The sequence below is a fragment of the Microbacterium sp. CFBP9023 genome, from assembly GCF_034045055.1.
Classification (GTDB): Bacteria; Actinomycetota; Actinomycetes; order Actinomycetales; family Microbacteriaceae; genus Microbacterium.
The window spans coordinates 381,071-404,531 of sequence record NZ_JAXCWI010000003.1; the positions used below are offsets into that span (position 1 = coordinate 381,071).

The window sequence follows — 23,461 nt, forward strand, 5'->3', positions numbered from 1 at the left end:
GTCCACGAGCCGAAGACGAGCAGGGGCACCATCCGATGACGGATGCGCTCGCCGTCGACCTGTCCGGTCGGCCCATACGAGTGGGCCTGGACGTCGGCGGAACCAAGATCGATGCCGTCGCGGTGTCCGCGGACGGAGACATTCTGGGGCGCCTGCGCCGACCCACCGGCTGGGGTGAGGAGGCAGTCGTCGTCAGCATCCTCGAGACGGTCGATGCGCTCGCCGACGAGAGAGGATTCGCTCGCTCGTCGGTCAGATCGGTGGGCGTCGGGATCCCCGGGCTGGTCGACGCCGACACCGGTCGGGTGCTCCATGCCGTGAATCTCGGCGTCGAGTCCCTGGATCTCGCCGGGCGCGCCGGTCGACAGCTGGGTATCCCCGTCCGCGTGGAGAACGACGTGAAAGCGGCCGCCCTCGGCGCTGCGGTGCTGCGCGGCGTCGACGGGTCGATGGCCTATCTCAATCTCGGCACCGGGGTCGCTGCCGGGATCGTCGTCGACGGCACGATCTGGCGCGGGGCGCGAGGCACGGCCGGGGAGGTCGGGCACCTCTCGGTCGACCCGAACGGCCGTCTCTGCGGCTGCGGACAGCGCGGCTGCATCGAGACCTTCTGCGGCGGAGGCGCGCTCGCCCGAGCCTGGGATCGTCCCGGTGCGCTCCCGGTGCGCGACATCTTCGACGCAGCCGACACCGGTGACGAACGGGCGCTCGCGCTCCGCGCCGATCTCTTCCACGGCGGGGCCGCGGCGGTGCGTGCGCTCGTGCTCTCGGCCGACGTCGAACGCGTGATCATCGGCGGCGGCCTCACTTCGCTCGGCGACAGGCTCTACACGGGCATCCGCGACGCTCTCCGTTCCGATGCCGAGGCCTCGCCCTTCATGCGCTCGCTCCACCTGGACGACAGGATCGAACTGCTCCCTGCCGGCTCTCCCGCCGCGGCCTTCGGGGCCGCGGTCGTCGGCGCAACCACCCCCTCTAAGGAGACCGTTTCCCATGGCTGAAGTCGTCATCGTCGAGAACGCAGAAGCGGCAGGCGCGCTCGTCGCCGCCGAGATCGTCGAGCTGATCGATGGACGTGCGGATGCCGTGCTCGGCCTCGCCACCGGTTCGACGCCCCTCCCCGTCTACAAGGCGCTGCGAGACAGGCTCGCGGGTCGCGACGTCTCGCAGGTGCGCGGTTTCGCCCTGGACGAGTACGTGGGGCTCGACCCCGCTCATCCCGAGAGCTACCGCTCGGTCATCACCCGCGAGGTCGTCGAGCCGCTGGGGCTCGACCCGCGACGGATCCATGTGCCCAACGGCGCACAGGCCACCATCCAGCACGCAGGTGACGACTACGAGACCGCGATCGACGCGGCCGGAGGAGTGGATCTGCAGATCCTCGGCATCGGCACCGACGGACATATCGGCTTCAACGAACCCGGCTCGTCGTTCGCCTCGCGCACGCGCGTGAAGACCCTCACCGAGCAGACCCGCGAAGACAACGCTCGCTTCTTCGACTCGATCGACGACGTGCCCATGCACTGCATCACCCAAGGGCTCGGCACGATCCTTCGCGCTCGGCACCTCGTGCTGCTCGCCTTCGGAGAGGGCAAGGCACAGGCCGTGGCGGATGCCGTCGAGGGGCCGCTGTCGGCCATCCTCCCGGGTTCGGCGATCCAGCTGCACCCGCACGCGACCGTCGTCGTCGACGAGGCCGCGGCGTCCCGGCTGAAGCTCGCCGACTACTACCGCTACACCTACGCGAACAAGCCGAGCTGGCAGGGGATCTGACGCGGTCGGCTCTCAGGGCCGAATCGTCGGCCACGCCAGCGGCAGCAGGTGCTCGATGCTGAGCGGCGCCAGCGGCAGCGTCTCGGCATCCGCGGGTGTGATCCATCGCAGCTCGGCGAGCTCCGCCTGGACGACGACCTCCGCCGCGGCGATGGACACCGAGAACGCGTCGGCCACGACTCGGTGACCGGGCTCGTTGGCCGCCTCGGAGACGAACGTGCCGAGCGGCTCCAGATCGCTCTCATCCAGGCGAAGGCCGAGCTCTTCGTGCAGCTCGCGGATCAGCGTCTGCGACGGGGTCTCCCCGGGCTCGGGCTTGCCGCCGGGTTGCATGAAGCGCGTCGTGCCCTGCTTGCGCACGACGAGCACCCTGCCGGCGTCATCGACGATGACCGCGGCGCTGACGTGGATGTCAGGCATCGGGAGCGAAGACCTTGCCGGGGTTGAGGATTCCCAGCGGATCGAACACCCGAGTGATCTGACGCTGCAGCTCCCACTGGTCGTCTCCGAGCTCGTCGGCCAACCAGCGGCTCTTCAGCGTTCCGATGCCGTGCTCTCCGGTCAGCGTGCCGCCGAGCGCGATCGCGGCCCGGAACAGCTCGTCCGCCGCCGCCCAGACCTCAGCGGGAGGCTCTGCGCCCTCGAAGATGAAGTTCGGATGCAGGTTGCCGTCGCCCGCGTGAGCGACCGTGGGGATCGCCATCGAGTAGGCCTTCTCGATGCGGGCGATCTCGTCGAACATGGCGGGCATGGCGCTGCGCGGCACCGACACGTCTTCGATGAGGGTCGTGCCGAGCGCCGACATGGCGGGGTGCATGGCACGCCGGATGGCCAGGAGGCGCTCTCCTTCTTCGCGGTCATGGGAGACCTCGGTCACACCCTGATGAGCCGTCAGGATGTCGGAGATCATCGTCGCCTCGGCCACTGCCGCCGGACCATCGGTCTGGATCGTCAGCTGAGCGCTCCCGGCCACGGGCGAGGGGAGGTCGAGCAGGGCTGCGACGGCGGCGAGGCTCGCGGAGTCCATCAGCTCCATGATCGCCGGCTGCGCACCCGAGGCGGTGACCGCGGCCGAGGCGGACGCTGCGGCACGCACATCGGGGAAGACGGCCGTCACCGTGCAGGTCGTTCCCTCGACCAGTCGGCGCAGCTTGAGGGTGGCGCCGACGACCACGCCCAGCGTTCCCTCGGAGCCGATCACGAGCGAGGTGAGGTCGAGTCCTGTCACGCCTTTGACGCTGCGGTGGCCGAGGTGCAGCAGTCGGCCGTCGGCGAGAACCAGATCGACACCGAGGACCGCGTCTCGCACGACGCCGTACTTCGCACAGAGCAGCCCACCCGCTCCGGTGGCGATGTTGCCGCCGACCGTCGAGATCGCACGGCTCGCAGGATCCGGCGCCCACCAGAGTCCGTGCTCCGCGAGCACGTCGTTGAGGTCGGCGTTGAGGATTCCGGGTTCGACGACGGCAAGCAGGTCGTCGGCCCGGATCTCGTGGATCGCGGTCATCCGGCGAGTGGACAGCACGATCTCGCCCTCGCCGCCGTTCGCCGCGCCGGCGAGACCGGTGCCGGCCCCACGCACCACGACAGGGGTCGCCGTCTCGGCCGCGATGCGCATCACCGTCTGGACGTGCTCGACCGTCTCGGCGTGCACGACCGCGAGCGGCCGCCCGGGCGCCGCATGCCCCGATCTGTCGGCGCGCGCTTCTTCGAGGACCGTCGCATCGGTGTCGACGATGTCGCCGAGTGCGGCGACGAGCAGGTCGAGGGCGCTCATCGGATGCGACGCCGGCCGCTCACGACGCCGGCGCCGACGGCGACCACGGCGAACGCGATGCCGATGAGGGGCTGGTCCATCAGCCACCACGCGATCGTGACGCCGACGTAGATCAGCAGCTCGACGACGACGCGAAGGAACGGATGCAGTCGCAGGACGGGTCGCGGCGAGAGGAAGAGCGCCCAGATCAGGATCACGACGACCGGAGCCCCGATGCCGAGGATGACGTTGTACGGGAAGGGCCAGGTGGCGAATCCCCACAGGGCGAGGGTGCCCACTGCGACGATCAGGACGACCGATCGGACGACGTCGAGGGCGGTGATGGTGGGGCGGTCGACGCCGGGAACGGAGGCGGGATCCTGGGACATGGATCCAGTCTATTCGCCGCCGATGACGGGTCAGAGCGCGGGCGCGGCCTCGTCTGCGGCCACCGGGTCGACCGGTGCGGTCTCGTCGACCGGTGCGGTGTCGTCGGCGGGGGCAGGCTCTGTCGGAAGGGCGGTCTGGTCCTCGGTCACGGGCTCTGCCGGAGGAGCGGTCTCGACGGGAGCGGCCGGGGCCTCCGTCTCGGGTGCCGGCGTCTCAGGGGACGCCTCGGCGTCCGGGGACTCGGTCGGGGCAGCGGGTGCTGCCTCGTCCGTCGGCTCGGGGATCGGCGCGATCGCGTCGTCCGGAGTCGGCTCGGAGGGTACCGTCTCGGCGGGATCCGCAGCCGGCCCTCCGCACGAGGGGGCGAGGGCCACGGAACCGAGGGTCACCCCGAGAGCCGAGAGGCTCGTGGTCGTCGGCAGCATCGGACCGGACGCCGTCACGTAGTGGACCTCGAGGGGTGCGCTGAGGAGAATCTGGACGAGACCGGGGCGCAACTCGATCGTGCCGGTCCCTGCGTCACTCAGCGACGTGCCGTCGACGCCGCCGCGGCGTCCGCCGAGCAGCGCTTCGATATCCGCGCCCGGTTCGCCGGACACATTCACGGTCACATAGGTGACAGCGCGTGCGTCGAGGCAGATGCTCGCGAGGCTCACTTCGATCGGAGTCGTCGGCGCGGCCGGTTCCGTGGGGTTCTCGCCGGGGGTTTCGCCGCCGGGGGTTTCTCCGGGGTTCTCGCCGGGGGTTTCGCCGCCGGGGGTTTCTCCGGGGTTCTCGCCGGGGGTTTCGCCGCCGGGGGTCTCTCCGGGGTTCTCGCCGGGGGTTTCGCCGCCGGGGGTCTCTCCGGGGTTCTCGCCCGGGACCTCGCCATCGGGGTTCTCGCCGTCGGGGTTCTCGTCGTCAGGCTCTTCGTCCACGGGAGGGGATGTGGACTCGGGCAGTGCCGGCGCGGTCGACTCGGTCGGGGCCGGGGGTGAGACGATCGCCGGCGCGATGTCCTCAGCGGGCTGGGGGGTGACGGGTGCTTCGACGGGCGGGGTGACGGGCTCGGGCTCGGTCTCCGCTTCATCGACGATCGGCGTCTTGTCGTCGGACATCGACTCGTCGGGCCCGACGTCTGCACTGATCGACGAGGAATCGCTGTCGCCCGCACTCGGCATCGATGCCGCGGGCGTCGCGCCCGTGAGGCTCGGGATGATTGTGGCGGCCGCCACGACGCCGGCGACCACGAGGGCCGCCGATCCTGCGCTGACGAGCGCACCGACTCCGCTGAAGATGCCTCCGGTCGCCGTGCCACCGGCTCCGCCACCGGTCGCTGTGCCTGCGCCGGTCGCGCCGGCTCCACCGGTGCCGCTCGACGATCCGGCGGCGGCTGCTCCGCCTCCCGCAGCCACGACAGCTCCCTCGGTGATCCCCGAGGGCATGGCCGCGAGCGCGACGATGGGCGTACCGCCACCCTGGAGGGTGGCGAGGTAGCCTGCGGAACCCGTGACGCCGAGGACAAGCGGCAGCAGCACGAGGGCCAGCCGCTTGGAGACGTCCTTCGCCTCAGCGGCGACGATCATGCAGCGTGCGCACTGGTCGAGGTGCTGCTCGAGACGGTTGTGGTCCCGCGTGCTGAGGTTGCCGCGCGAGTAGGCACCCAGGTGCTCGATGGTCCACCGGCAGTCGGAACCTTCGGCCGCGCTGCGGAGGTGAGCCTGGATCCACGCTTCGCGAAGTCCTTCACGCGCTCTGAAAGCCAGCTGCGAGACGGCGCCGGACTTCATACCGAGCAGGGTCGCGGCCTCCTGCGGCTTCATCTGCTCGATCTCTGTGTACCAGAGCACTTCCTGCCAGCGGGAGGGCAGGCTGCGGAACGCCTGCGCGGTCAGGCTGCGATCGAGGGCCTCGTTGGCCGCCTGGTCGGTGCTGTCGGGATCGGCGACGGAGTCGAGCTCGTCGATGGCGGACTCGCGTCGAGAGCGGCCCCAGGCGGCGGCGGTGTTGCGGATGCTCGTGAACAGGTAGGCGCGGAACGATCCGTTCGGTCCGCCGCCCTTGATGATCGCCTGATAGATGCGGGTGTAGGACTCCTGCACGAGGTCGTCGGGGTCGATCGACGACGTGATCGATCGCGCGACCGACATGCCGGAGGGATAGTGCCGCCTCCACAGTTCGCCGAAGGCCGCCGCGTCACCCGAGCGGGTGCGCAGGACGAGATCGGCGTCGGCGATCGTTTCCTCGTGTGAAGTGCTGTCCTGATCCACTGTCATCCATCTGTCGTGGAGCGCGAGTGCGCCTCCACATGAAGAGACGCGTGAACCCCATTTTCATCACGCGTCATCTCCATTCTCTCTCCTATCTCTCAGGCTTGCCACCCCTTCTCGAAAAGTGCTCGCAGAAGACCGGGGGCGAATAAAGACCTGATCACGGGCAGATCAGTCGGGCGCGCGGAAGAACCGTGAAAAAAGATCTGAAAAATCGCGTAATGAATCGGCGTCGACGTCGTCTCATCACTAGAGACAGCCATGGGGCTCCACCGGGGGGCGGAGCTCAGGCGCTGGTGCAAGGGGTAAGTGCACCGGCATGGTGGGTCGGGCACCTCGGGGGAGGAGCGCTCGGCCCGCCAGCTCTCGCAACGTGGGGGGAATTGTGACGGGGTCGCCGATCTGGGGAACGGCGGCCCCTCACCCGCACCGGGCTACGGCCGGTCGCCGACCCACACGCGAGCGACCTGCAGCTGTGCGTTCAGCAGCACCGCGTCAGCGACGAACCCGACCGCCAGGCGACCGATCCGGTCGCCGTATCCGATCGCTCCCGCCGGTGTCTCGGTGAGCGCCCGGACGGCTTCCGTGAGGGGTGCGCCCGCCGCGGTCGCCCTGCGCAGCGCCACGTCGAGGGTGAGCGTCGACCCCGCGATCGATCCCGTGTCGTCCGCGCGCGCGATGCCGTCGAGGACCGTCACGCTCACCGCACCCAGGTCGTAGTGCCCGTCGGCGCTGCCGGCAGCCGCCATGGCATCCGTGATGAGTGCGACGCGACCGGGTGCCGAGTCGAACACGAGCTTGACCACGTGCGGGTCGAGGTGGATGTCGTCGGCGATCACCTCGAGCACCACGCGGCGGTCGGCCGCCGCCGCCAGTACAGGCCCCGGCGCTCGGTGATGGATTCCGGGCATGGCGTTGAAGGCGTGGGTCAGCACGGAGGCGCCGGTCTCGAATGCCGCGTCCGCAGTCGCGGCATCCGCACTCGTGTGTCCCACCGCTGCGACAGCGCCGGCGTCCACGATCATCCGGATCGCCTCGAGACCGCCGGGGAGCTCCGGTGCGATCGTCACCTGCCGGATCGTCCCGCGGCCGGCGTCGAGCAGGCGGGCGACGTCGTCTCGTGTCGGAGTGCGCAGCAGCGACGGCTCGTGAGCTCCGTGGTGCGCTGGGTCGAGGAACGGCCCTTCCAGATGCGAACCCAGGATGTCGGCATCCGACTCCATCAGGTCGGCGATCTGCGCCACGCGTCGAGCGAGGGCGTCGACGGGGGCGGTGACGAGGGAGATCACCGATCGTGTCGTGCCATGAGCGCGGTGCAGAGCGCGAGCCGAGCGGATCGCCTCCGGCCCGTCGTCGAACGACGCTCCCGCGCCGCCGTGGCAGTGGATGTCGATGAATCCGGGTGTGAGCACGGCATCCGGCCCGGCGACGACGGTCGCGTCGACGACCTCATCGGCGGGGGCCCACGTCTGGCCGGTGCCGAGAGCGGCGACCCGCCCGTGTTCCATGCGAACCCAGGCGTCCGCGACCTCGACGCCGTGGTCGATCAGTCGGGCCGAGTGGATGACGACCGATCCCGTCGCTGTCGAAACGGATGTCATCGCTCGCTCCAGGGGATCTCGTCTGCGGGGTGGAAGTCCACGCCCTCAGCCTTCCACAGCGGGGCGAGTGCGCCGAGTCGCCCGCGGAACGACTCCCAGTCCCGGCCGTCGGCGTCGCGCGGTGACCACGCGACCTCCGCCTGAGCGGCGGCCCGCGGAAAGACCAGCTGCTCGACCTCGCTCAGGGTGCGGGTGGTCTCGCTCCACAGCGGAGCCTCGATGCCGAGGATCGCGGACTCCGGGACGTCGAGCACAGCGGTCGGCTCCCACTCGTACGCCCTGCGGACATCGATGATCGCGGCCCAGGTGAGTCCGAGCGGAAAATCCTCGGTGTACTTCATGTCGAGGTAGGCGACGTCGGCGGTCGACATGATGAGCGCCCCGCCACGCTCGACGAAGTGCGCCGCCTCCTCAGCGTGCGATCCCTCGGGCGTCGTCTTGCCCCAATACTGGCCGATCGTCCCCTCGGCGATGTCCTTCGCTGCGCCCACCTCGTGCCAGGCGACGGGGATCTTGCCCTCTTCGAACACGATCGCGGTGGCGCGCTCGACGAACAGATCGAAGTCCGCCTGCGGGGTGCCGAGGGACTCGTCGCCGCCGATGTGGATGTACGGACCCGGGGTCATCTCGGCGAGCTCGCGCACGACGTCACGGACGAACTCGTAGGTGCGCTCTTCATGGATACGGACGCTCGAGTGCCCGACGCCCCACCCGAGATAGGGCTCGCCTGCGACGGGGAGCGGCTGCCCCAGGCGCGCCGATTCGGCGATCAGGCTGTCGTTCATGACCGGATCCTCGACGAGCTCCGGATACGCGACGCCGATGGCGTGCGTGTGACCGGGGAGGTCGATCTCAGGGATCACGACCATGTGCCGCTCAGCGGCGTACGCGACGATCTCGCGATAGTCGTCCTTCGTGTAGAAGCCGCCGGGGTCGCCGAGGGAGGCCGTGGACGAGGCGAGCTCGGTGAGCTTCGGCCACGAGTCGATCTGGATGCGCCAGCCCTGGTCGTCGCTGAGGTGCAGGTGCAGGTGATTGAACTTCAGGGCACTCGTGCTGTCGATGAACTTCTTGACCTCATCGACGTCGAAGAAGTGACGCGTGACGTCGAGCATGACGCCGCGACGTGCGAATCGTGGCGCGTCGGTGATCTCGGCGCGCAGGAACGCCCATCCCTCGCCGTCCTCGCGGAGCAGCTGCAGCAGCGTCTGCACGCCGTAGAAGAGCCCTGCCTCGGCGCCGCCCACGATCTCGACGGAGTCGCCGACTGTGAGTCCGTATCCTTCGGGCGTAGTGGCGGGGTCGATCCGCAGGACGATCGTCGACCCGGTGCCGGCGCCGGTGCTGTCCGTCGAGTGCGACAGCCGGATGCCGCTGCGGCGCGCGACGGCGTCGATCAGCTGGGCCGCCGCGGGGGAGTCTCCGACGACTCGCAGGCCGTCGGAGACGGGCAGCCGACCATCGACGGCGATGGAGGAAGCGGGAAGAGGAACAAGGGGCATGGAATGGGGAAGGACCATGAACAAAACCTACCGTGCGCAGAGTCGGCAGCACAGGGAAATCCGCTATGCTTTCTCACGTCGCGACTGGCGTCTGGGTGGACTACCACCGGGGAGCGACTGACCACGGAATTCGACCGCGCGCCTGGGCCGATAGGTACACCCTTCGAATCCGTTGTCAGAGGAGCATGTCATGACCGACCGTTACTTCAACGCCCCACTCTCCGAGGTCGACCCCGAGATCGCACAGGTCCTCGACCGAGAGCTCGCACGGCAGCAGACGTTCCTCGAGATGATCGCATCCGAGAACTTCGTGCCCGTCTCCGTGCTCCAGTCCCAGGGCTCGGTGCTGACGAACAAGTACGCCGAGGGATACCCCGGCCGTCGTTACTACGGCGGCTGCGAAGAGGTCGACGTCGCGGAGGAGCTCGCGATCCAGCGCGCCAAGGACCTGTTCGGCGCGGAGTTCGCGAACGTCCAGCCGCACTCGGGAGCATCCGCGAACGCCGCCGTGCTGCACGCGATCGCTCGGCCCGGCGACACGCTGCTCGGCCTCGCGCTCGACCAGGGCGGTCACCTCACTCACGGCATGAAGATCAACTTCTCCGGCCGTCTGTACGACATCGTCGCCTACGGCGTCGATCCCGAGACCTCGACCATCGACATGGACGAGGTGCGTCGCCTCGCCCTCGAGCACAAGCCGAAGGTCATCATCGCCGGCTGGTCGGCATACCCGCGCACGCTCGACTTCGCCGCCTTCCGTGCGATCGCCGACGAGGTCGGCGCGCTGCTCTGGGTCGACATGGCGCACTTCGCCGGCCTCGTCGCCGCCGGCCTCCACCCGAACCCGGTGCCGCACGCGCACGTCGTCTCGTCGACCGTGCACAAGACGATCGGCGGCCCCCGTTCGGGCTTCATCCTGACGAACGACGCCGACCTCGCGAAGAAGCTCAACACGGCTGTGTTCCCGGGGCAGCAGGGAGGCCCCCTGATGCACGTGATCGCCGCGAAGGCGACGGCGTTCAAGCTCGCGGGCACTCCGGAGTTCAAGGAGCGCCAGGAGCGCACGCTGCGCGGAGCGTCCATCCTCGCCGAGCGTCTCTCGCAGCAGGATGTGAAGGATGCCGGCATCGGAGTGCGCTCCGGCGGCACCGACGTGCACCTGGTGCTCGTCGACCTGCGTGACGCCGCGATCGACGGCAAGCAGGCCGAGGACCTGCTGCACGACATCCACATCACCGTCAACCGCAATGCGGTGCCGAACGACCCGCGCCCGCCGATGGTCACCTCGGGTCTGCGCATCGGGACGCCGGCACTCGCCACCCGCGGCTTCGGCGACGCCGAGTTCACCGAGGTCGCCGACGTGATCGCACTCGCGCTGCTCCCCGGCGCCGACGTCGAGGCGCTCCGTGCGCGTGTCGATGCGCTCGCCGCAGGCTTCCCGCTCTACCCGGACCTGCAGCAGTGACCGCGAAGATCCTCGACGGCAAGGCGGCGTCGGCCGCGATCAAGGCCGAGCTCACCGAACGGGTCGCCGCGCTGAAGGCGAAGGGCGTGGTGCCCGGCATCGCGACCGTTCTCGTCGGAGCCGACCCGGCATCTCAGCTCTACGTCGGTATGAAGCACCGTCAGTCCGAGGCGATCGGGATGAACTCGATCCAGCGCGAGCTGCCGGCCGATGCCACCCAGGCCGACGTCGAGGCGCTGATCGACGAGCTCAACGCCGATCCGGACTGCCACGGATACATCGTGCAGCTGCCGCTGCCGAAGCACATCGACACGGACGCGATCCTCGAGCGGATCGACCCGGCGAAGGATGCGGACGGACTGCACCCGACCAACCTCGGTCGACTCGTGCTCAACGTCAACAACCCGATCCACACCCCGCTGCCGTGCACGCCGCGGGGTGTCATCGAGCTGCTGCTGCGCAACGGCTACGACTTCGCCGGCAAGCACGTCGTGGTCGTCGGACGAGGCGTGACGATCGGTCGCTCGATCGGCCTGCTGCTGACGCGACGCGACCTGAACGCCACGGTCACGCTCACGCACACCGGCACGGTCGACATGCCGCGGTACCTGCGGGAGGCCGACGTCATCGTCGCCGCCGCAGGCGTCAAGCACCTCATCCGCGCCGAGGACGTCAAGCCGGGCGCCGCCGTGCTCGACGTCGGCGTAACACGCGAGACCGACCCCGAGACGGGCAAGAACCTCGTCTTCGGAGACGTGCACCCGGATGTCGCCGAGGTCGCGGGCTGGGTGTCGCCGAACCCGGGCGGAGTCGGTCCGATGACCGTCGCCCTGCTCATGACCAACGTCGTCGAGGCGGCGGAACGCCTGGTCTGACCGTCGCCGGTCTCGATCTGCATCGTCGGTCCCGATCCGTGGACTTCCCCTTCCGATCCGCCTGCGGATCGGGGTGAGGCCCGGGATCGGGACCGTCTGCGTTCAGCCCAGCTCGTCGAGCATCCGCCGCTGCTCCGGGGTCAGACCGTCGTGGAGCTCCTCCCGCGCCTCCGCGGCGGCGGTCGTCTCCGGGGTGGGCGTGGAGGCTGCGGGCGCCGGTTTGCGGCGCGACACCTTGCCCTGCACGGCGTCGTACAGCTCGCCGGCCTTCGCCCGCAGCCTGTCGTCGACCTGGTCGTAGATCATCCAGCCGAACAGCAGGAAGAGCGGCGGGAGCGCGTAGCTCCAGAAGCCCGAGGCGCGGACGCCGCTCAGCCAGACGACGGCCACCCAGATGAGCAGCTCGACGAGATAGACGAGGACGTACTGGACGACCTTCTCGCCGGTTCTCGTGCGATCGGCCGCGGACTTCGCCGCCGCGTTGCGGAACGCCGCGGTGAGCAGCGGCTTCACGAAGAGCGCCGCGAGCGTCAGGATGACGGCCGCCCACAGCGCGGTGAACCCGACAGAGACACCCGACGACAGCAGGCCGATGAGCAGCAGCACCGCGACGTTGAACACGTAGAGTGCGGCGAACCGGACGATTCCGTTCTTCATCTGACCAGAATTCCACACACTCTCGGATGCCGCGGCATCTCCGTGCGGAGCCTGGTGGGGATCAGCGTGCGGGAAACGCGCGTTCGACCGCATCGACCACGGTGCCGTAGACGGAGTCCCACGGGACGAGCGGGGGAGTGACCCCGGCGAGTTCGAGGCTCACGGCTCCATGCACCTGCGCCCAGACGGTGAGAGCGGCGGCCATGACCTGCGGTTCGTCGACGCGGGCCGCGAGCGCGCGCACGAGCGGCGCCATCGCCGTGCTCATGGTCGCGTCATCGGGGCGGCAGTCCTCGGTCGCCACTGCGCCGCCGAACATGAGGCGGTAGAGCGCGGGATTCTCCATCGCCCACGCCCGATACGCGAATCCGAGTGCGCGGAGCCCTTCCGGTTCGGCCGTGGCCTGCGCCTCGCCGAACGACGCGAAGCCGTGCTCGATGACCGCGACGAGCAGTTCGGTCTTCCCGCCGAACAGCGCGTAGACCGCTGAGGTCGAGGTGCCCGCGGTCTGTGCGATGTCGCGGAGACTGATCCGCTCGGGGCCCTTGTCGTCGACCATCTCGGCCGTCGCGTCGAGCAGGCGGTCGCGCAGGGCGTCGTCGTACAGGGGAGGTCTTGCCATGGGATCGATCTTATCGTAACGTTGTTGCATAACGCGGTTACGTAACGATGTTCCAAGGAGAGCGCATGACTCAGCACGTCTTCCCCGGCAGGTTCACGGCCGCTCCGGAACGATCGGATGTGACGGTCTTCCTGATCGGGATGCGAGCCAATCAGTGGTGGCAGCTCGGCAGGGTGTGGCGGACGGCCAGCAAGATGCCCCCGATGCTGCAGCATCTCGTGACGCACCCGGAGGCGGGGATGCTCGGAGTGCACAGCTGGTTCGGTCGCACGACGATCCTGCTGTCGTACTGGGAGAGTCCGGGGCATCTGCAGCGGTTCGCCGCCGACCGCGACGCACCCCATCTGCAGCCCTGGCGCGACTTCATGCGCACGCTGCAGGGAACGGGGAGCGTCGGCGTGTGGCATGAGACCTATCAGGTGCCGACAGCGGATCTGGAGGCCGTCTACGTCGACATGCCGGCATTCGGACTCGCTGCGGCGACCGCGCACGTCCCCGTGGGGCCGGGCATGAAGACGGCGCGCCAGCGGATGGGTCGCTGACGCGCCGGCGTCATCAGAGCTCAGCCCTGGGGGTGCAGGCTGCTCTCGATGTTCGTGATGCGAGCCTGGTCGTCGAAGCGGAAGGTCGCAGTGCCCGTGCCGTCGGCGACCGTGGCCCCCGAGAACGCCTCGTCGGTCCACGTGAGGTTCCACCCGGCGAGACGGGCGGCGTCCCAGACCGCCGTCCGGGCATCAGGCAGAGCCAGGCCCGAGAGGATCCGCGGAAGGGCGATGGAGGCTGCGGCGACGGTCAGGGCGGGGAGCGGCGCATCGAGCAGGAAGACGGCGTACGTGCCGCCGCCGACCGGCGCGAGGTAGTAGGGCGCTCGACCGGTGAGCTCGACCGCGACCGCGCCGACCGTGTGGGCGGCTGCGGTGATCCAGTCGGCGTCGCCGGCGGCGTCCGCGGGGAAGGGGAGCTCCTGCTCGCTCAGCTCCGGGATGCCGTGCTCCCTGCCGTAATCGCGCAGCTGGCCGGCGATGCCGGCAGGGTCGCCCTGCGGGTGCGCCCACGCCCAGAGCAGCGAGCGGGGACCGGGGGCGATCGTCGCGACGAGGTGGGCGCGGGCCACGAGCCGGCGCGCGGCATCGGCGTTCGAGGTGAAGGTGAGGGTGCCCGCCGCCATGTCGGCATCCCATCGATTGTCACCGAGGTCCTCGAGGGCGGTGGCCAGGGAGTCCTGACGGAGGGCGGAGAACAGTGCGGCACGGTCTGCGAGCGGCTGGAGCGCGGCGAAGGTCATGCCCACAGTCTCGCCCGGATTGCTATGAATCCGCCAACTCCGAGCGCGGGGACACTGCATCGGAGGGGCGGCCCATCCGCCAGACACTCGGTACCACCAGTGTCACGGCGGCGAGCACGGCATAGAGGATCCCCGAGGTGACCAGCACCGTCTCGACATCGCTGCGGGTGATCAGCCAGCCGTAGACGAGGGTGCCGATCGGCATCACGACGAAGCTGCCGAGCATGTCGTAGCTCGAGACGCGGGACAGCTTGTCGCCCGGGATGTTCTCCATCATCGCGAGGTTCCACCCGGTGCTGAACACCTCGGCCCCGGCGCCGGCGAGGAAGGCGGCGATGGCGAGCAGCACCACCGCGGGGTGCACGCCGAGGACGGTGAGCGGGATCGCGAACGCGGCCATGCCGATCATGCCGTAGCGCAGGGGGCGTTTCAGCGGGAACCACATCAGGACGAGGGTCATGAGCAGGATGCCGACGCCTTCGGCGCTGACGACCCACCCCCAGCCGGCGATGCCGAGCCGTTCGTCGTTCTTGGCGATGTACGGACCGACGACGCCCCACGCGCCGATGTGGATCGCGTTCATGACCATGAAGGCGAGAACGATGACCCACAGCCACGTGCGACTCCAGAACTCCTGCCACCCGATCCTGAGGTCGTGGAACATCGTGGTTCCGCCCGCATGATCAGGCGGAGGCAGTCGGACCATCGCCAGGACGGGGATCGCGATGACCCAGCCGATCGCCTGAACGACCATGGCCCAGGCGGGGCCGGCCGCGGCCACGACGATGCCCGCGATGATCGGGCCGCCGATCGTGGTCGCCGAGCGCACGAACGACAGCATCGCGTTGGCCTGCTGCAGGTGCTCGGGGGAGGTCAGCTGCGGGATGATCCCCTGCATGGCGGGGAGGACGAACGCGGTGGACGCACCGTTCACGACCGACAGCAGAGCGAGCAGGGGAACCGTGGCTGTGCCGCTGAACAGGAGGGCGGCCATCGCGCCCACCGTCAGGATGTCGATGACGTAGCAGGACTGGATGATCAGCGCGCGAGGCAGCCGGTCGGCGATCACGCCGCCGAAGAGCAGGAAGACGATGTTGCTGACGGTGAAGGCGGCCAGGACCAGGGAGAGCGAGCGTGCGTCGTTGTCGATCTCGAGCACGGCGAAGGCCAGCGCGATCGACGACATCGACCCTGCGATCAGAGTGATGGCGCGGGCGAGGAAGAACCAGCGGAATCCTCGGTCCTGCATCGCTGCGAGGGCGCGGATCATGACGGCTCGTCGCTGCTCTGCATCCGTCAATCCTGCCACTCGAGGGCAGCGGCAGGCGTCAGTAGCTGGCGCGGGTCGTGTCGTCGGATGCCGGGATGAAGCGGGCGGCCAGAGCCTCGGATGCGCGTGCCAGCATCGCCACGTCGGCACCGACCGCCACGAAGTCCGCGCCGGCGGCGGTGTACGCATCGGCGGCGGAGGGATCGAAGGCGTTCACGCCGACGGGCGTGCCTGCGGCCGCGACCGCGGCGAACACCTGCTCGACGGCGGCGACGACATCCGGATGCGTCTGCTGCCCGAGCAGTCCCATCGACGCGGAGAGGTCGGACGGGCCCACGAACACGGCGTCCACGCCCTCGACCGCCGCGATCTCGGAGGCGGCCTCCACCCCGGCGACCGTCTCGATCTGCACGGTGAGGGAGGTGTGCCGCGCCGAGTCGCGCAGGTAGCCGTCGACCCGGTTCCAGCGCGCGCTGCGGGCGAGCGCGCTTCCGACTCCTCGGACGCCCTCTGGCGGATAGCGGGTCGCCGAGACGGCCGCGCGTGCCTCCTCGGCCGACGAGACCATCGGGACGATGAGGTTCTGTGCTCCGAGGTCGAGGACCTGCTTGATCGCCACGGTGTCGTTGGACGGCACGCGCACCACCGGGGTGATCGGATAGGCGGCGACGACCTGCAGCTGCAGCAGCGTGGACTCGAGCGTGTTGGCCGAATGCTCCATGTCGATCAGCAGCCAGTCGAGGCCCGAGCCCGCAGCCACCTCGGTGACGAGAGAACTGCCGGAGCACGCCCACATCCCGATGAGCGGGCGATCGGAGGCGGCGAGATGCTCGCGGAAGGAGGGGCTCAGATGAAGCGGCATTCGATCGTTCCCATCGGTCCGTAGTCGCACAGCACCTGATCGCCGCGAGACACCCACATCGGGCGTGTGAACGATCCTGCCAGGATGACCTCGCCGGCCTCGAGACGCGCGCCGTGCTGGTGGAACTTGTTCGCGAGCCAGGCGACGCCGGTGGCGGGGTGGCCCAGCACACCGGCGGCGACTCCGGTCTCCTCGATCTCGCCGTTGCGCGAGAGCACGCCGGGCACCCATCGCAGGTCGATCTCGTCCGGGCGCCTGTGCACATCGCCGAGGACCATGGCCCCGTAGGCGGCGTTGTCGCTGATCGTGTCGACGATCGTCCTGCCCTCGAGTTCGATGTGCGAGTTCAGCACCTCGAGCGCCGGCACGGCGTAGTCGATCGCGGCGAGGGCGTCGTCGAGCGTGCAGTCGGGCCCCTCGAGCGGATGCTTGAGCACGAACGCGAGCTCGACCTCGATGCGCACGTTCGAGAAGTGGTCGACCGGGATCTCGGCACCCGACTCGTAGACGGTGTCGTCGAACATCACCCCGTAGTCGGGCTCGGTGATGCCGGTGGCCTGCTGCATCGCCTTCGACGTCAATCCGATCTTGCGTCCGACGAGACGGCGTCCCGCGGCGATCTGCGAGTCGCGCCAGACCCCCTGGATCGCGTACGAATCCTCGACCGTCGCGTCCGGGTACCGGGCGGTGATCCGGGGGATCACGGAGTGGGTCCGGTCGGCCTCGGCGAGCTCTCCGGCGATCTGCGCGACGATGTCTGCTGACAGCATCCGTCTCTCCTCTGTGTGCGAACCTGCGTGCGAATCGATCAGAGCTGGTGGCCGAGCTTGTACTCGCCCTGCTTGTATTCCGGCATGGCCTCGTCGTCGCCGGGTCGCGTGTACGAGAAGCCGTCGGCACCGATCGTGACGGCCATCTCGGAGTCGTCGGTGCGGGCGACGACGGGCTGCGGGTTGCCGTCGAGGTCGAGCACGAGCGAGGCCTCGGTGTACCAGGACGGGACGACCGGGTTGCCCCACCAGTCGCGGCGCTGGTTGTCGTGCACATCCCAGGTGATGACGGGGTTGTCGGGGTCGCCCGTGTAGTAGTCCTGCGTGTAGACCTCGACACGGTGACCGTCGGGGTCGCGGAGGTAGAGGTAGAACGCGTTCGAGACGCCGTGACGGCCAGGGCCGCGCTCGATCGCGTCGGAGCGGCGGAGGGCTCCGAGCTTGTCGCAGATCGCCAAGATGTTGTGCTTCTCGTGCGTCGCGAAGCAGACGTGGTGCATGCGCGGACCGTCGCCGCCGGTCATCGCGGTGTCGTGCACGGTGGGCTTGCGACGCATCCATGCCGCATACACGGTGCCCTCATCGTCCTGGATGTCCTCCGTGACACGGAACCCCAGATCCTGCATGAACTTCACGGCGCGGGGCACGTCGGGGGTGACCTGGTTGAAGTGGTCGAGTCGAACGAGCTCGCCCGGGATGTGCAGGTCGTAGCGCCACGACATGCGCTCGACGTGGTCGGACTGGTGGAAGAACTCGATGGGGAAGCCCAGCGGGTCGACCACGCGCACCGAGTCGCCGACGCCCTTGACGAAGCCCTCCGGGTTGCGGCGCACGTCGCAGCCGAGCTCGGTGTAGAACGCCACGGCGAGGTCGAGATCCTCAGCCGAGCGCACGCGGTAGGAGAACGCGGCGACAGCGGCGATCGGCCCCTTGCGCAGCACGAGGTTGTGGTGGATGAACTCCTCGGTCGAGCGGAGGTAGATCGCCTCGTCGTCCTCTTCGGTGACATACAGCCCCAGGACGTCGACGTAGAACACCCGCGAGGCCGCGAGGTCGGTGACGACCAGCTCCATGTAGGCGCAGCGCAGCACGTCCGGGGGAGTGCTCTCGGGCGTCGCGATCGGGTTGGCGGTCTCGATCGGAGCCTCCTGGCTCACGTAGTAGCCCGAGGAGGTCAGCGTCTTCGCAGTCTTGTCGGTCATGTCGGGTCCTTGCTCAGTTCTTGCCGAAGGTCGGGTTGTGCGCGCCGCCGAGCGTGATGTGCACGCTCTGCTGGTCGGTGTAGAAGTCGATCGAGCGGTAGCCGCCCTCGTGGCCCAGGCCCGAAGCCTTGACGCCGCCGAAGGGGGTGCGCAGGTCGCGCACGTTGTTGCTGTTCAGCCACACCATGCCCGCCTCCACGGACTGCGCGAAGTTGTGGGCGCGCTTCAGGTCGTTCGTCCAGATGTAGGCGGCCAGGCCGTACTTCGTGTTGTTCGCGAGCGAGAGCGCCTCGTCGTCGGAGTCGAACGGGGTGATGGCGACGACGGGGCCGAAGATCTCCTCCTGGAAGATGCGGGCATCGGGGGAGACGTCGGCGAACACCGTCGGCGCGACGAAGTTGCCCTCGTCGAAGCCCTCGGGGCGGCCGCCGCCGGCGACGAGGCGGCCCTCGGTCTTGCCGATCTCGACGTAGCTCATCACCTTGTCGTAGTGCTCGGGGTGCACGAGCGCGCCGACCTCGGTGGCCGGGTCGTGCGGGTAGCCGACCTTCACGCGCTTCGCCTGGGCGGCGTAGCGCTCGACGAACTCCTCGTAGATGGAGCGCTCGACGAGGATGCGGGAGCCGGCGGTGCAGCGCTCGCCGTTGAGGGAGAACACGCCGAAGATCGTCGCGTCGACCGCGGCCTCGATATCGGCATCGGCGAAGACGACGGCGGGGGACTTGCCGCCGAGCTCCATCGACAGGCCCTTGAGGAACGGTGCGGCGTTGCCGAAGATCAGCTGTCCGGTCGAGCTCTCGCCCGTGAACGAGATGAGCGGCACGTCGGGGTGCTTCACGAGGGCGTCTCCGGCGTCTTCGCCGAGGCCGTTCACGAGATTGAACACGCCCTGCGGCAGCCCGGCCTCCTCGAAGATGCCCGCCCAGAGCGAGGCGGAGAGCGGCGTGAACTCGGCGGGCTTGAGCACCACGGTGTTGCCGGTCGCGAGTGCGGGACCGAGCTTCCACGACTCGAGCATGAACGGCGTGTTCCACGGCGTGATGAGGCCGGCGACGCCGATCGGCTTGCGGTTGACGTAGTTCATCTGCTTGCCGGGGACCTTGAAGGCGTCATCGGACTGGGCGACGATCAGGTCGGCGAAGAAGCGGAAGTTCTCGGCCGCGCGGCGGGCCTGGCCGAGCGCCTGGGTGATCGGCAGTCCGGAGTCGTACGACTCGAGCTCGGCGAGGCGGGCATCCCGCGACTCGACGATGTCGGCGATCCTGTGCAGCACCCGCGAGCGCTCCCGCGGCAGCATCCGAGGCCAGGGGCCCTCGTCGAACGCGCGCGTGGCAGCGGCGACGGCGAGCTCGATGTCGGCCTTCTTGCCGGCGGCTGCGGTCGTGTAGGTCTTGTTCGTCACCGGATCGAGCACATCGAACGTGTCACCGTCGACGGAGTCGACGAACGCTCCGTCGATGTAGTGCTGGATGTGGTCGGGCAGGTCTGCGGGGATGCGGGAATCGGTCATGACTCGTCTCCTGAGTTGTGGTGAGAACGGGTGTGCAGCGCGTCGAGGAAGGCGTCCCTCGTGCGCAGGCGGTGATTGCGGGCGGCGAGCTCGATCTCGAGCGGGTCGGCGCCCGTTCGGATCAGCTCGAGGATCTGCGCGTGCTCCTCGACCGAGTGCTGAGCCCGGCCGGGCACGTAGGCGAAGGTCGAATCCCGGATGCCGGACAGCCGCGCCCAGCCACGGTGCACGAGGTCGAGCAGGTGCGGATTCGGGCAGGGTTCGAAGAGCAGCGAATGGAACTGCCTGTTGAGCTCGGTGAACGCATGGGCGTCGAGATGACCGAGCATCTGGATCATCCGCTCGTTCACCGCCTCCGCGGCGTCGAGCGCCTCGGCGTCGAGGAAGGGAGCGGAGAGGGCGGTGGCCGAGCCTTCGACCAGCCCGAGCGTCTGCATCGTGTGCGCGTATTCGCTCTCGTCGACGAGGGTCACCCGCGCGCCCACGTTGCGCTCGAACGTCACGAGGCCCTCGGCTTCGAGCCGGCGGATCGCTTCACGCACCGGCACGACGCTCATCCCGAGCTCTTCCGCCAACGATCCCAGCACCAGACGGTAACCGGGGCCGAAGACGTGTCCCGAGATCCGTGAGCGGATCCAGGCGTACGCCTGCTCCGACTTGCTGGAGTTCGCCACCGTCGTCATGAGCCGGCACCGGTGCCGGTGGCGGCTTCGTACTTCTCCCGCCACGCGGCGTTGAGCGGGAAGAGGCCGTCGACCGGATGTCCGGCGGCGACCTGCTCGGCGATCCACGCGTCCTCGATCTCCTGCGCGAGAGCATCGTCTGCGACCTGCTCGGCGAGCGAGGGAGGGATCACGATGACGCCGTCGCCGTCGCCCACGATGATGTCGCCCGGCTGGACCGTGGCGCCTCCGCACGAGATGGTGACGTCGGAGTCCCACGGCACGTGCCTGCGTCCGAGGACGGAGGGATGAGCGCCCTGCGAGAAGACCGGGAGGCCGATCTCGGCGACCGCGTCGAAGTCGCGCACACCGCCGTCGGTCACGACTCCGGCGGCGCCGCGGGCGCGGGCGCGGAGCGCGAGGATGTCGCCCAGTGTTCCGGTGGTCGCGTCGCCGCGTGCTTCGATCACGATGATCTCGCCCTCGCCGACGGCATCGAACGCCCGCTTCTGGGCGTTGTATCCGCCGCCATGGCTCGCGAACAGGTCTTCTCTGAACGGCACGAAGCGCAGCGTCTTGGCTGTGCCGACGATCTTGCTGCCGGGGAGGTTCGCAGAGACGCCATCGATGAAGCACGAGTGGTGTCCGCGCTTGCGCAGCTGCGACGAGAGGCCGGCTGTCGGAGCTTCCATCAGCTTGGCGCGGAGCTCGGGGGACAGCGCGGACGTGGCCTCAGGCGGCAGACCCGCGTCTTCGCGGGAGCCCCATGCCTCGGTGCGCTGCAGGTCGTCGACGGCGGGAAGCGAGCCGACCTCGGCGTCGAAGGGCACATCGCCCTGGGTGACGGTGGTCACCAGGCGTCCCGAGGAGGGGGAGCCCTCGGCATCCGGAGCATCCACCTCGATCTCGACCACATCGCCGGGGACGATCACGGAGGAACCCGCCGGCGTGCCGGTGAGGATGACGTCGCCGGGTTCGAGCGTGAAGTGCTGAGAGAGGTCGGCGACCAGCTGGGCGAGGGGGAAGATGAGGCCGGCGGTGGTGTCGTCCTGACGCAGGTCTCCGTTGACCCAGGCCCGGACACGCAGGGCCGCGGGGTCGACCGCGCGGGCGTCGATCAGCTCGGGACCGAGAGGCGTGTAGCCGTCGCCGCCCTTGGATCGCACGTTGGATCCCTTGTCGTTGGCGCGCAGGTCGTAGAGGCCGAGGTCGTTCGAGGCGGTGACCCAGCCGACATGGCTCCACGCGTCATCGAGCGAGACGCGGCGGGCAGGGGTGCCGATGACGAGCGCGATCTCGCCCTCGAAGGCGAGCAGCTCGGTGCCGGCCGGGCGCTCGACCGTGCCCCCGGAGACACCGACGGAACTCGCCGGCTTGAAGAAGTAGGAGGGAGCTGCGGGGCGCCGGCCGCGCTGGTCGGCACGGGAGGCGTAGCTCAGATGGATCGCGATGATCTTGCCGGGGCGGGTCATGGATGCCGTCACGGGGCGCCTCCTCGCGCTTCACGTCGACGCCTTGTGCGTCGTATTCGAAATCATATATCATCGTGTCACCCCTCGGCAAGCAACTCGACACACCTCGGACGCGAGCCGTGACAATGCGGTCACAATCAAAGGAGACACCCCTATGAGCGGGCAGTCACAGGCTGGGTTCACACCCACCGGAACCATCGCGACACCGGCCGATCGGCGCCGGGTCGTGTTCGCCACCGTCGTAGGCACCACGGTCGAGTGGTACGACTTCTTCATCTACGCCACGGCGGTCGGGCTGGTCTTCGGGCAGCTCTTCTTCGAGCCGCTCGGCGCGAACAGCGCGTTGATCGCCTTCGCCACCGTCGGCGTCAGCTTCCTCTTCCGCCCGCTCGGAGCGTTCCTCGCGGGACACTACGGCGACAAGCTCGGGCGCAAGACCGTTCTCATGTGGACGCTGATCCTGATGGGAGCGGCGACCGCGCTCATCGGAGTCCTGCCGACCTACGACGCGATCGGTATCGCCGCACCCATCCTGCTGGTGCTGCTGCGCATCCTGCAGGGCATCTCGGCCGGAGGCGAATGGGGCGGTGCGGTGCTGATGGCCGTCGAGCACGCCCCGAAGAAGAAGCGCGGGATCTTCGGCGCATCGCCCCAGATCGGTGTGCCGCTCGGTCTGCTGCTCGCGTCGGGAGTGATGGCGCTGATGACGGCGATCGCCCCCGGAGACCAGTTCATCCAGTGGGGCTGGCGGATCCCGTTCCTGCTCAGCGTCGTCCTGATCCTGGTCGGCTACTACGTGCGCCGCAAGGTCGAGGAGAGCCCGGTGTTCATCGAGCTCGCCGAGCGCAAGGAGAAGGCGAGCATGCCGATCGTGCAGCTGTTCCGCAAGCACCTCCTGCTCGTCATCGTCGCCGCCCTCGTCTTCGCCGGAAACAACGCGGTCGGGTACATGACGACCGGCGGATACATCCAGGGCTACGCCACCAACCCCGAGGGCCCGATCGGTCTCGAGCGCGGACCGGTGCTGTGGGCGGTCACCGGCTCGGCCGTCACCTGGCTCATCACGACGCTCATCGCCGGGTGGCTGTCGGACCGCATCGGTCGGCGCACCACCTACATCATCGGCTGGGTGATGCAGCTCGTCGGTGTGTTCACGCTCTTCCCGCTCGTGAACACCGGCCAGGTCGGACTGCTGTTCGCCGGCCTCGCGATCCTCACGATCGGTCTCGGCTTCACCTACGGGCCGCAGGCGGCGCTCTACACCGAGCTCTTCCCCGCCAGCATCCGCTTCTCGGGCGTCTCGATCTCGTATGCGATCGGCGCCATCGCCGGCGGTGCGTTCGCGCCGACCATCGCGACCGCGATCGTGCAGGCGACCGGCTCGACGCAGGCCGTCACGTGGTACCTCGCCGGCATGACGCTGCTCGGCCTCGTGGCGACGCTGCTGCTGCGTGATCGCTCGGGCATCCCGCTGGGGCCGGATCACGAGGAGGAGCAGTCCGTGAGCCCGATCCGCGGGCTCGCCAGGGCCTGACCCG

General features: G+C 69.1%; 22 protein-coding genes and 1 riboswitch. Of the genes, 6 read left to right on the plus strand and 16 right to left on the minus strand.

From position 1 onward, the window contains the following. The first annotated feature begins 35 nt into the window (after positions 1–35). The gene (locus SOM10_RS16485; RefSeq protein ID WP_320491159.1) at positions 36–1,001 is read left to right on the plus strand and encodes an ROK family protein; all 966 of its coding nucleotides are present in this window, start codon (positions 36–38) and stop codon (positions 999–1,001) included. Continuing rightward, positions 994–1,773 (plus strand): glucosamine-6-phosphate deaminase, encoded by a 780-nt coding sequence (nagB, locus tag SOM10_RS16490; protein WP_320491160.1) that lies wholly within the window; start codon positions 994–996, stop codon positions 1,771–1,773. The genes SOM10_RS16485 and nagB overlap by 8 nt, the downstream gene beginning before the upstream one ends. 12 nt (positions 1,774–1,785) lie before the next feature. Here nagB and SOM10_RS16495 read toward each other — a convergent pair whose 3' ends face one another. The 6 genes from SOM10_RS16495 to SOM10_RS16520 form a co-directional block, all read right to left on the minus strand. Next, entirely contained in the window at positions 1,786–2,193 is a 408-nt protein-coding gene (locus tag SOM10_RS16495) for an NUDIX domain-containing protein (protein ID WP_320491162.1), read from the minus strand. Beyond that, positions 2,186–3,550, minus strand: a complete 1,365-nt coding sequence (locus SOM10_RS16500; protein WP_320491164.1) for an FAD-binding oxidoreductase — start codon at positions 3,548–3,550, stop codon at positions 2,186–2,188. Before SOM10_RS16500 ends, SOM10_RS16495 begins: the two co-directional genes overlap by 8 nt. Continuing rightward, positions 3,547–3,918, minus strand: coding sequence for a YrdB family protein (locus SOM10_RS16505; RefSeq protein ID WP_053095398.1), 372 nt, complete (start codon positions 3,916–3,918; stop codon positions 3,547–3,549). The genes SOM10_RS16500 and SOM10_RS16505 overlap by 4 nt, the downstream gene beginning before the upstream one ends. Positions 3,919–3,948: 30 nt before the next feature. Continuing rightward, entirely contained in the window at positions 3,949–6,174 is a 2,226-nt protein-coding gene (locus SOM10_RS16510; RefSeq protein ID WP_320491168.1) for a sigma-70 family RNA polymerase sigma factor, read from the minus strand. 428 nt (positions 6,175–6,602) lie between these two features. Further along, complete coding sequence (gene nagA / locus SOM10_RS16515) at positions 6,603–7,769, minus strand: N-acetylglucosamine-6-phosphate deacetylase (RefSeq protein ID WP_053095400.1); 1,167 nt, start codon at positions 7,767–7,769, stop codon at positions 6,603–6,605. After that, positions 7,766–9,289, minus strand: a complete 1,524-nt coding sequence (locus SOM10_RS16520) for a family 20 glycosylhydrolase (protein WP_320491170.1) — start codon at positions 9,287–9,289, stop codon at positions 7,766–7,768. The genes nagA and SOM10_RS16520 overlap by 4 nt, the downstream gene beginning before the upstream one ends. A gap of 52 nt (positions 9,290–9,341) precedes the next feature. Beyond that, positions 9,342–9,426, plus strand: a riboswitch (ZMP/ZTP riboswitch). Between the two features lie 35 nt (positions 9,427–9,461). On the opposite strand from SOM10_RS16520, the gene glyA reads away from it, so the two are divergent. Then, positions 9,462–10,736 (plus strand): serine hydroxymethyltransferase, encoded by a 1,275-nt coding sequence (glyA, locus tag SOM10_RS16525; protein WP_053095402.1) that lies wholly within the window; start codon positions 9,462–9,464, stop codon positions 10,734–10,736. After that, positions 10,733–11,611, plus strand: a complete 879-nt coding sequence (locus SOM10_RS16530; RefSeq protein WP_056277410.1) for a bifunctional methylenetetrahydrofolate dehydrogenase/methenyltetrahydrofolate cyclohydrolase — start codon at positions 10,733–10,735, stop codon at positions 11,609–11,611. The genes glyA and SOM10_RS16530 overlap by 4 nt, the downstream gene beginning before the upstream one ends. A 102-nt stretch (positions 11,612–11,713) precedes the next feature. Here the strand turns inward: SOM10_RS16530 and SOM10_RS16535 are convergent, their stop codons facing one another. Both SOM10_RS16535 and SOM10_RS16540 read right to left on the minus strand, forming a co-directional pair. After that, entirely contained in the window at positions 11,714–12,268 is a 555-nt protein-coding gene (locus SOM10_RS16535) for a hypothetical protein (RefSeq protein ID WP_320491172.1), read from the minus strand. A gap of 61 nt (positions 12,269–12,329) precedes the next feature. After that, positions 12,330–12,890: a TetR/AcrR family transcriptional regulator gene (locus SOM10_RS16540; protein WP_320491173.1), complete on the minus strand. Its 561-nt coding sequence runs from the start codon at positions 12,888–12,890 to the stop codon at positions 12,330–12,332. A 65-nt stretch (positions 12,891–12,955) separates the two neighbouring features. Here SOM10_RS16540 and SOM10_RS16545 point away from each other — a divergent pair, with 65 nt between their 5' ends. Next, on the plus strand, positions 12,956–13,432 hold the full coding sequence (locus SOM10_RS16545; RefSeq protein ID WP_320491174.1) for a DUF4188 domain-containing protein: 477 nt from the start codon (positions 12,956–12,958) through the stop codon (positions 13,430–13,432). A gap of 20 nt (positions 13,433–13,452) precedes the next feature. On the opposite strand, the gene SOM10_RS16550 is transcribed toward SOM10_RS16545, so the two are convergent. From SOM10_RS16550 to SOM10_RS16585, 8 genes are read right to left on the minus strand one after another with little or no spacing between them, the layout of a single operon-like run. Next, the gene (locus SOM10_RS16550) at positions 13,453–14,175 is read right to left on the minus strand and encodes a DUF6882 domain-containing protein (RefSeq protein WP_320491175.1); all 723 of its coding nucleotides are present in this window, start codon (positions 14,173–14,175) and stop codon (positions 13,453–13,455) included. Between the two features lie 22 nt (positions 14,176–14,197). Continuing rightward, a complete protein-coding gene (locus SOM10_RS16555) occupies positions 14,198–15,445 on the minus strand; it encodes an MFS transporter (protein ID WP_230101191.1) in 1,248 nt (415 codons plus the stop codon). A gap of 58 nt (positions 15,446–15,503) precedes the next feature. Continuing rightward, entirely contained in the window at positions 15,504–16,307 is an 804-nt protein-coding gene (locus tag SOM10_RS16560; protein ID WP_072590900.1) for an HpcH/HpaI aldolase family protein, read from the minus strand. Next, entirely contained in the window at positions 16,292–17,077 is a 786-nt protein-coding gene (locus SOM10_RS16565) for a fumarylacetoacetate hydrolase family protein (protein ID WP_056277427.1), read from the minus strand. Before SOM10_RS16565 ends, SOM10_RS16560 begins: the two co-directional genes overlap by 16 nt. A gap of 38 nt (positions 17,078–17,115) precedes the next feature. Next, positions 17,116–18,279 carry a 3,4-dihydroxyphenylacetate 2,3-dioxygenase gene (gene hpaD, locus SOM10_RS16570; RefSeq protein WP_053095410.1) on the minus strand — a complete coding sequence of 388 codons (1,164 nt, stop codon included), beginning with the start codon at positions 18,277–18,279 and terminating at the stop codon, positions 17,116–17,118. 13 nt (positions 18,280–18,292) lie between these two features. Continuing rightward, positions 18,293–19,789 carry a 5-carboxymethyl-2-hydroxymuconate semialdehyde dehydrogenase gene (gene hpaE / locus SOM10_RS16575; RefSeq protein WP_053095411.1) on the minus strand — a complete coding sequence of 499 codons (1,497 nt, stop codon included), beginning with the start codon at positions 19,787–19,789 and terminating at the stop codon, positions 18,293–18,295. Beyond that, positions 19,786–20,472, minus strand: a complete 687-nt coding sequence (locus SOM10_RS16580; RefSeq protein ID WP_053095412.1) for a GntR family transcriptional regulator — start codon at positions 20,470–20,472, stop codon at positions 19,786–19,788. The genes hpaE and SOM10_RS16580 overlap by 4 nt, the downstream gene beginning before the upstream one ends. After that, a complete protein-coding gene (locus SOM10_RS16585) occupies positions 20,469–21,923 on the minus strand; it encodes a fumarylacetoacetate hydrolase family protein (protein ID WP_320491365.1) in 1,455 nt (484 codons plus the stop codon). Before SOM10_RS16585 ends, SOM10_RS16580 begins: the two co-directional genes overlap by 4 nt. A gap of 154 nt (positions 21,924–22,077) precedes the next feature. On the opposite strand from SOM10_RS16585, the gene SOM10_RS16590 reads away from it, so the two are divergent. Beyond that, positions 22,078–23,457 (plus strand): MFS transporter, encoded by a 1,380-nt coding sequence (locus tag SOM10_RS16590; protein ID WP_053095414.1) that lies wholly within the window; start codon positions 22,078–22,080, stop codon positions 23,455–23,457. Positions 23,458–23,461 lie beyond the last annotated feature (4 nt).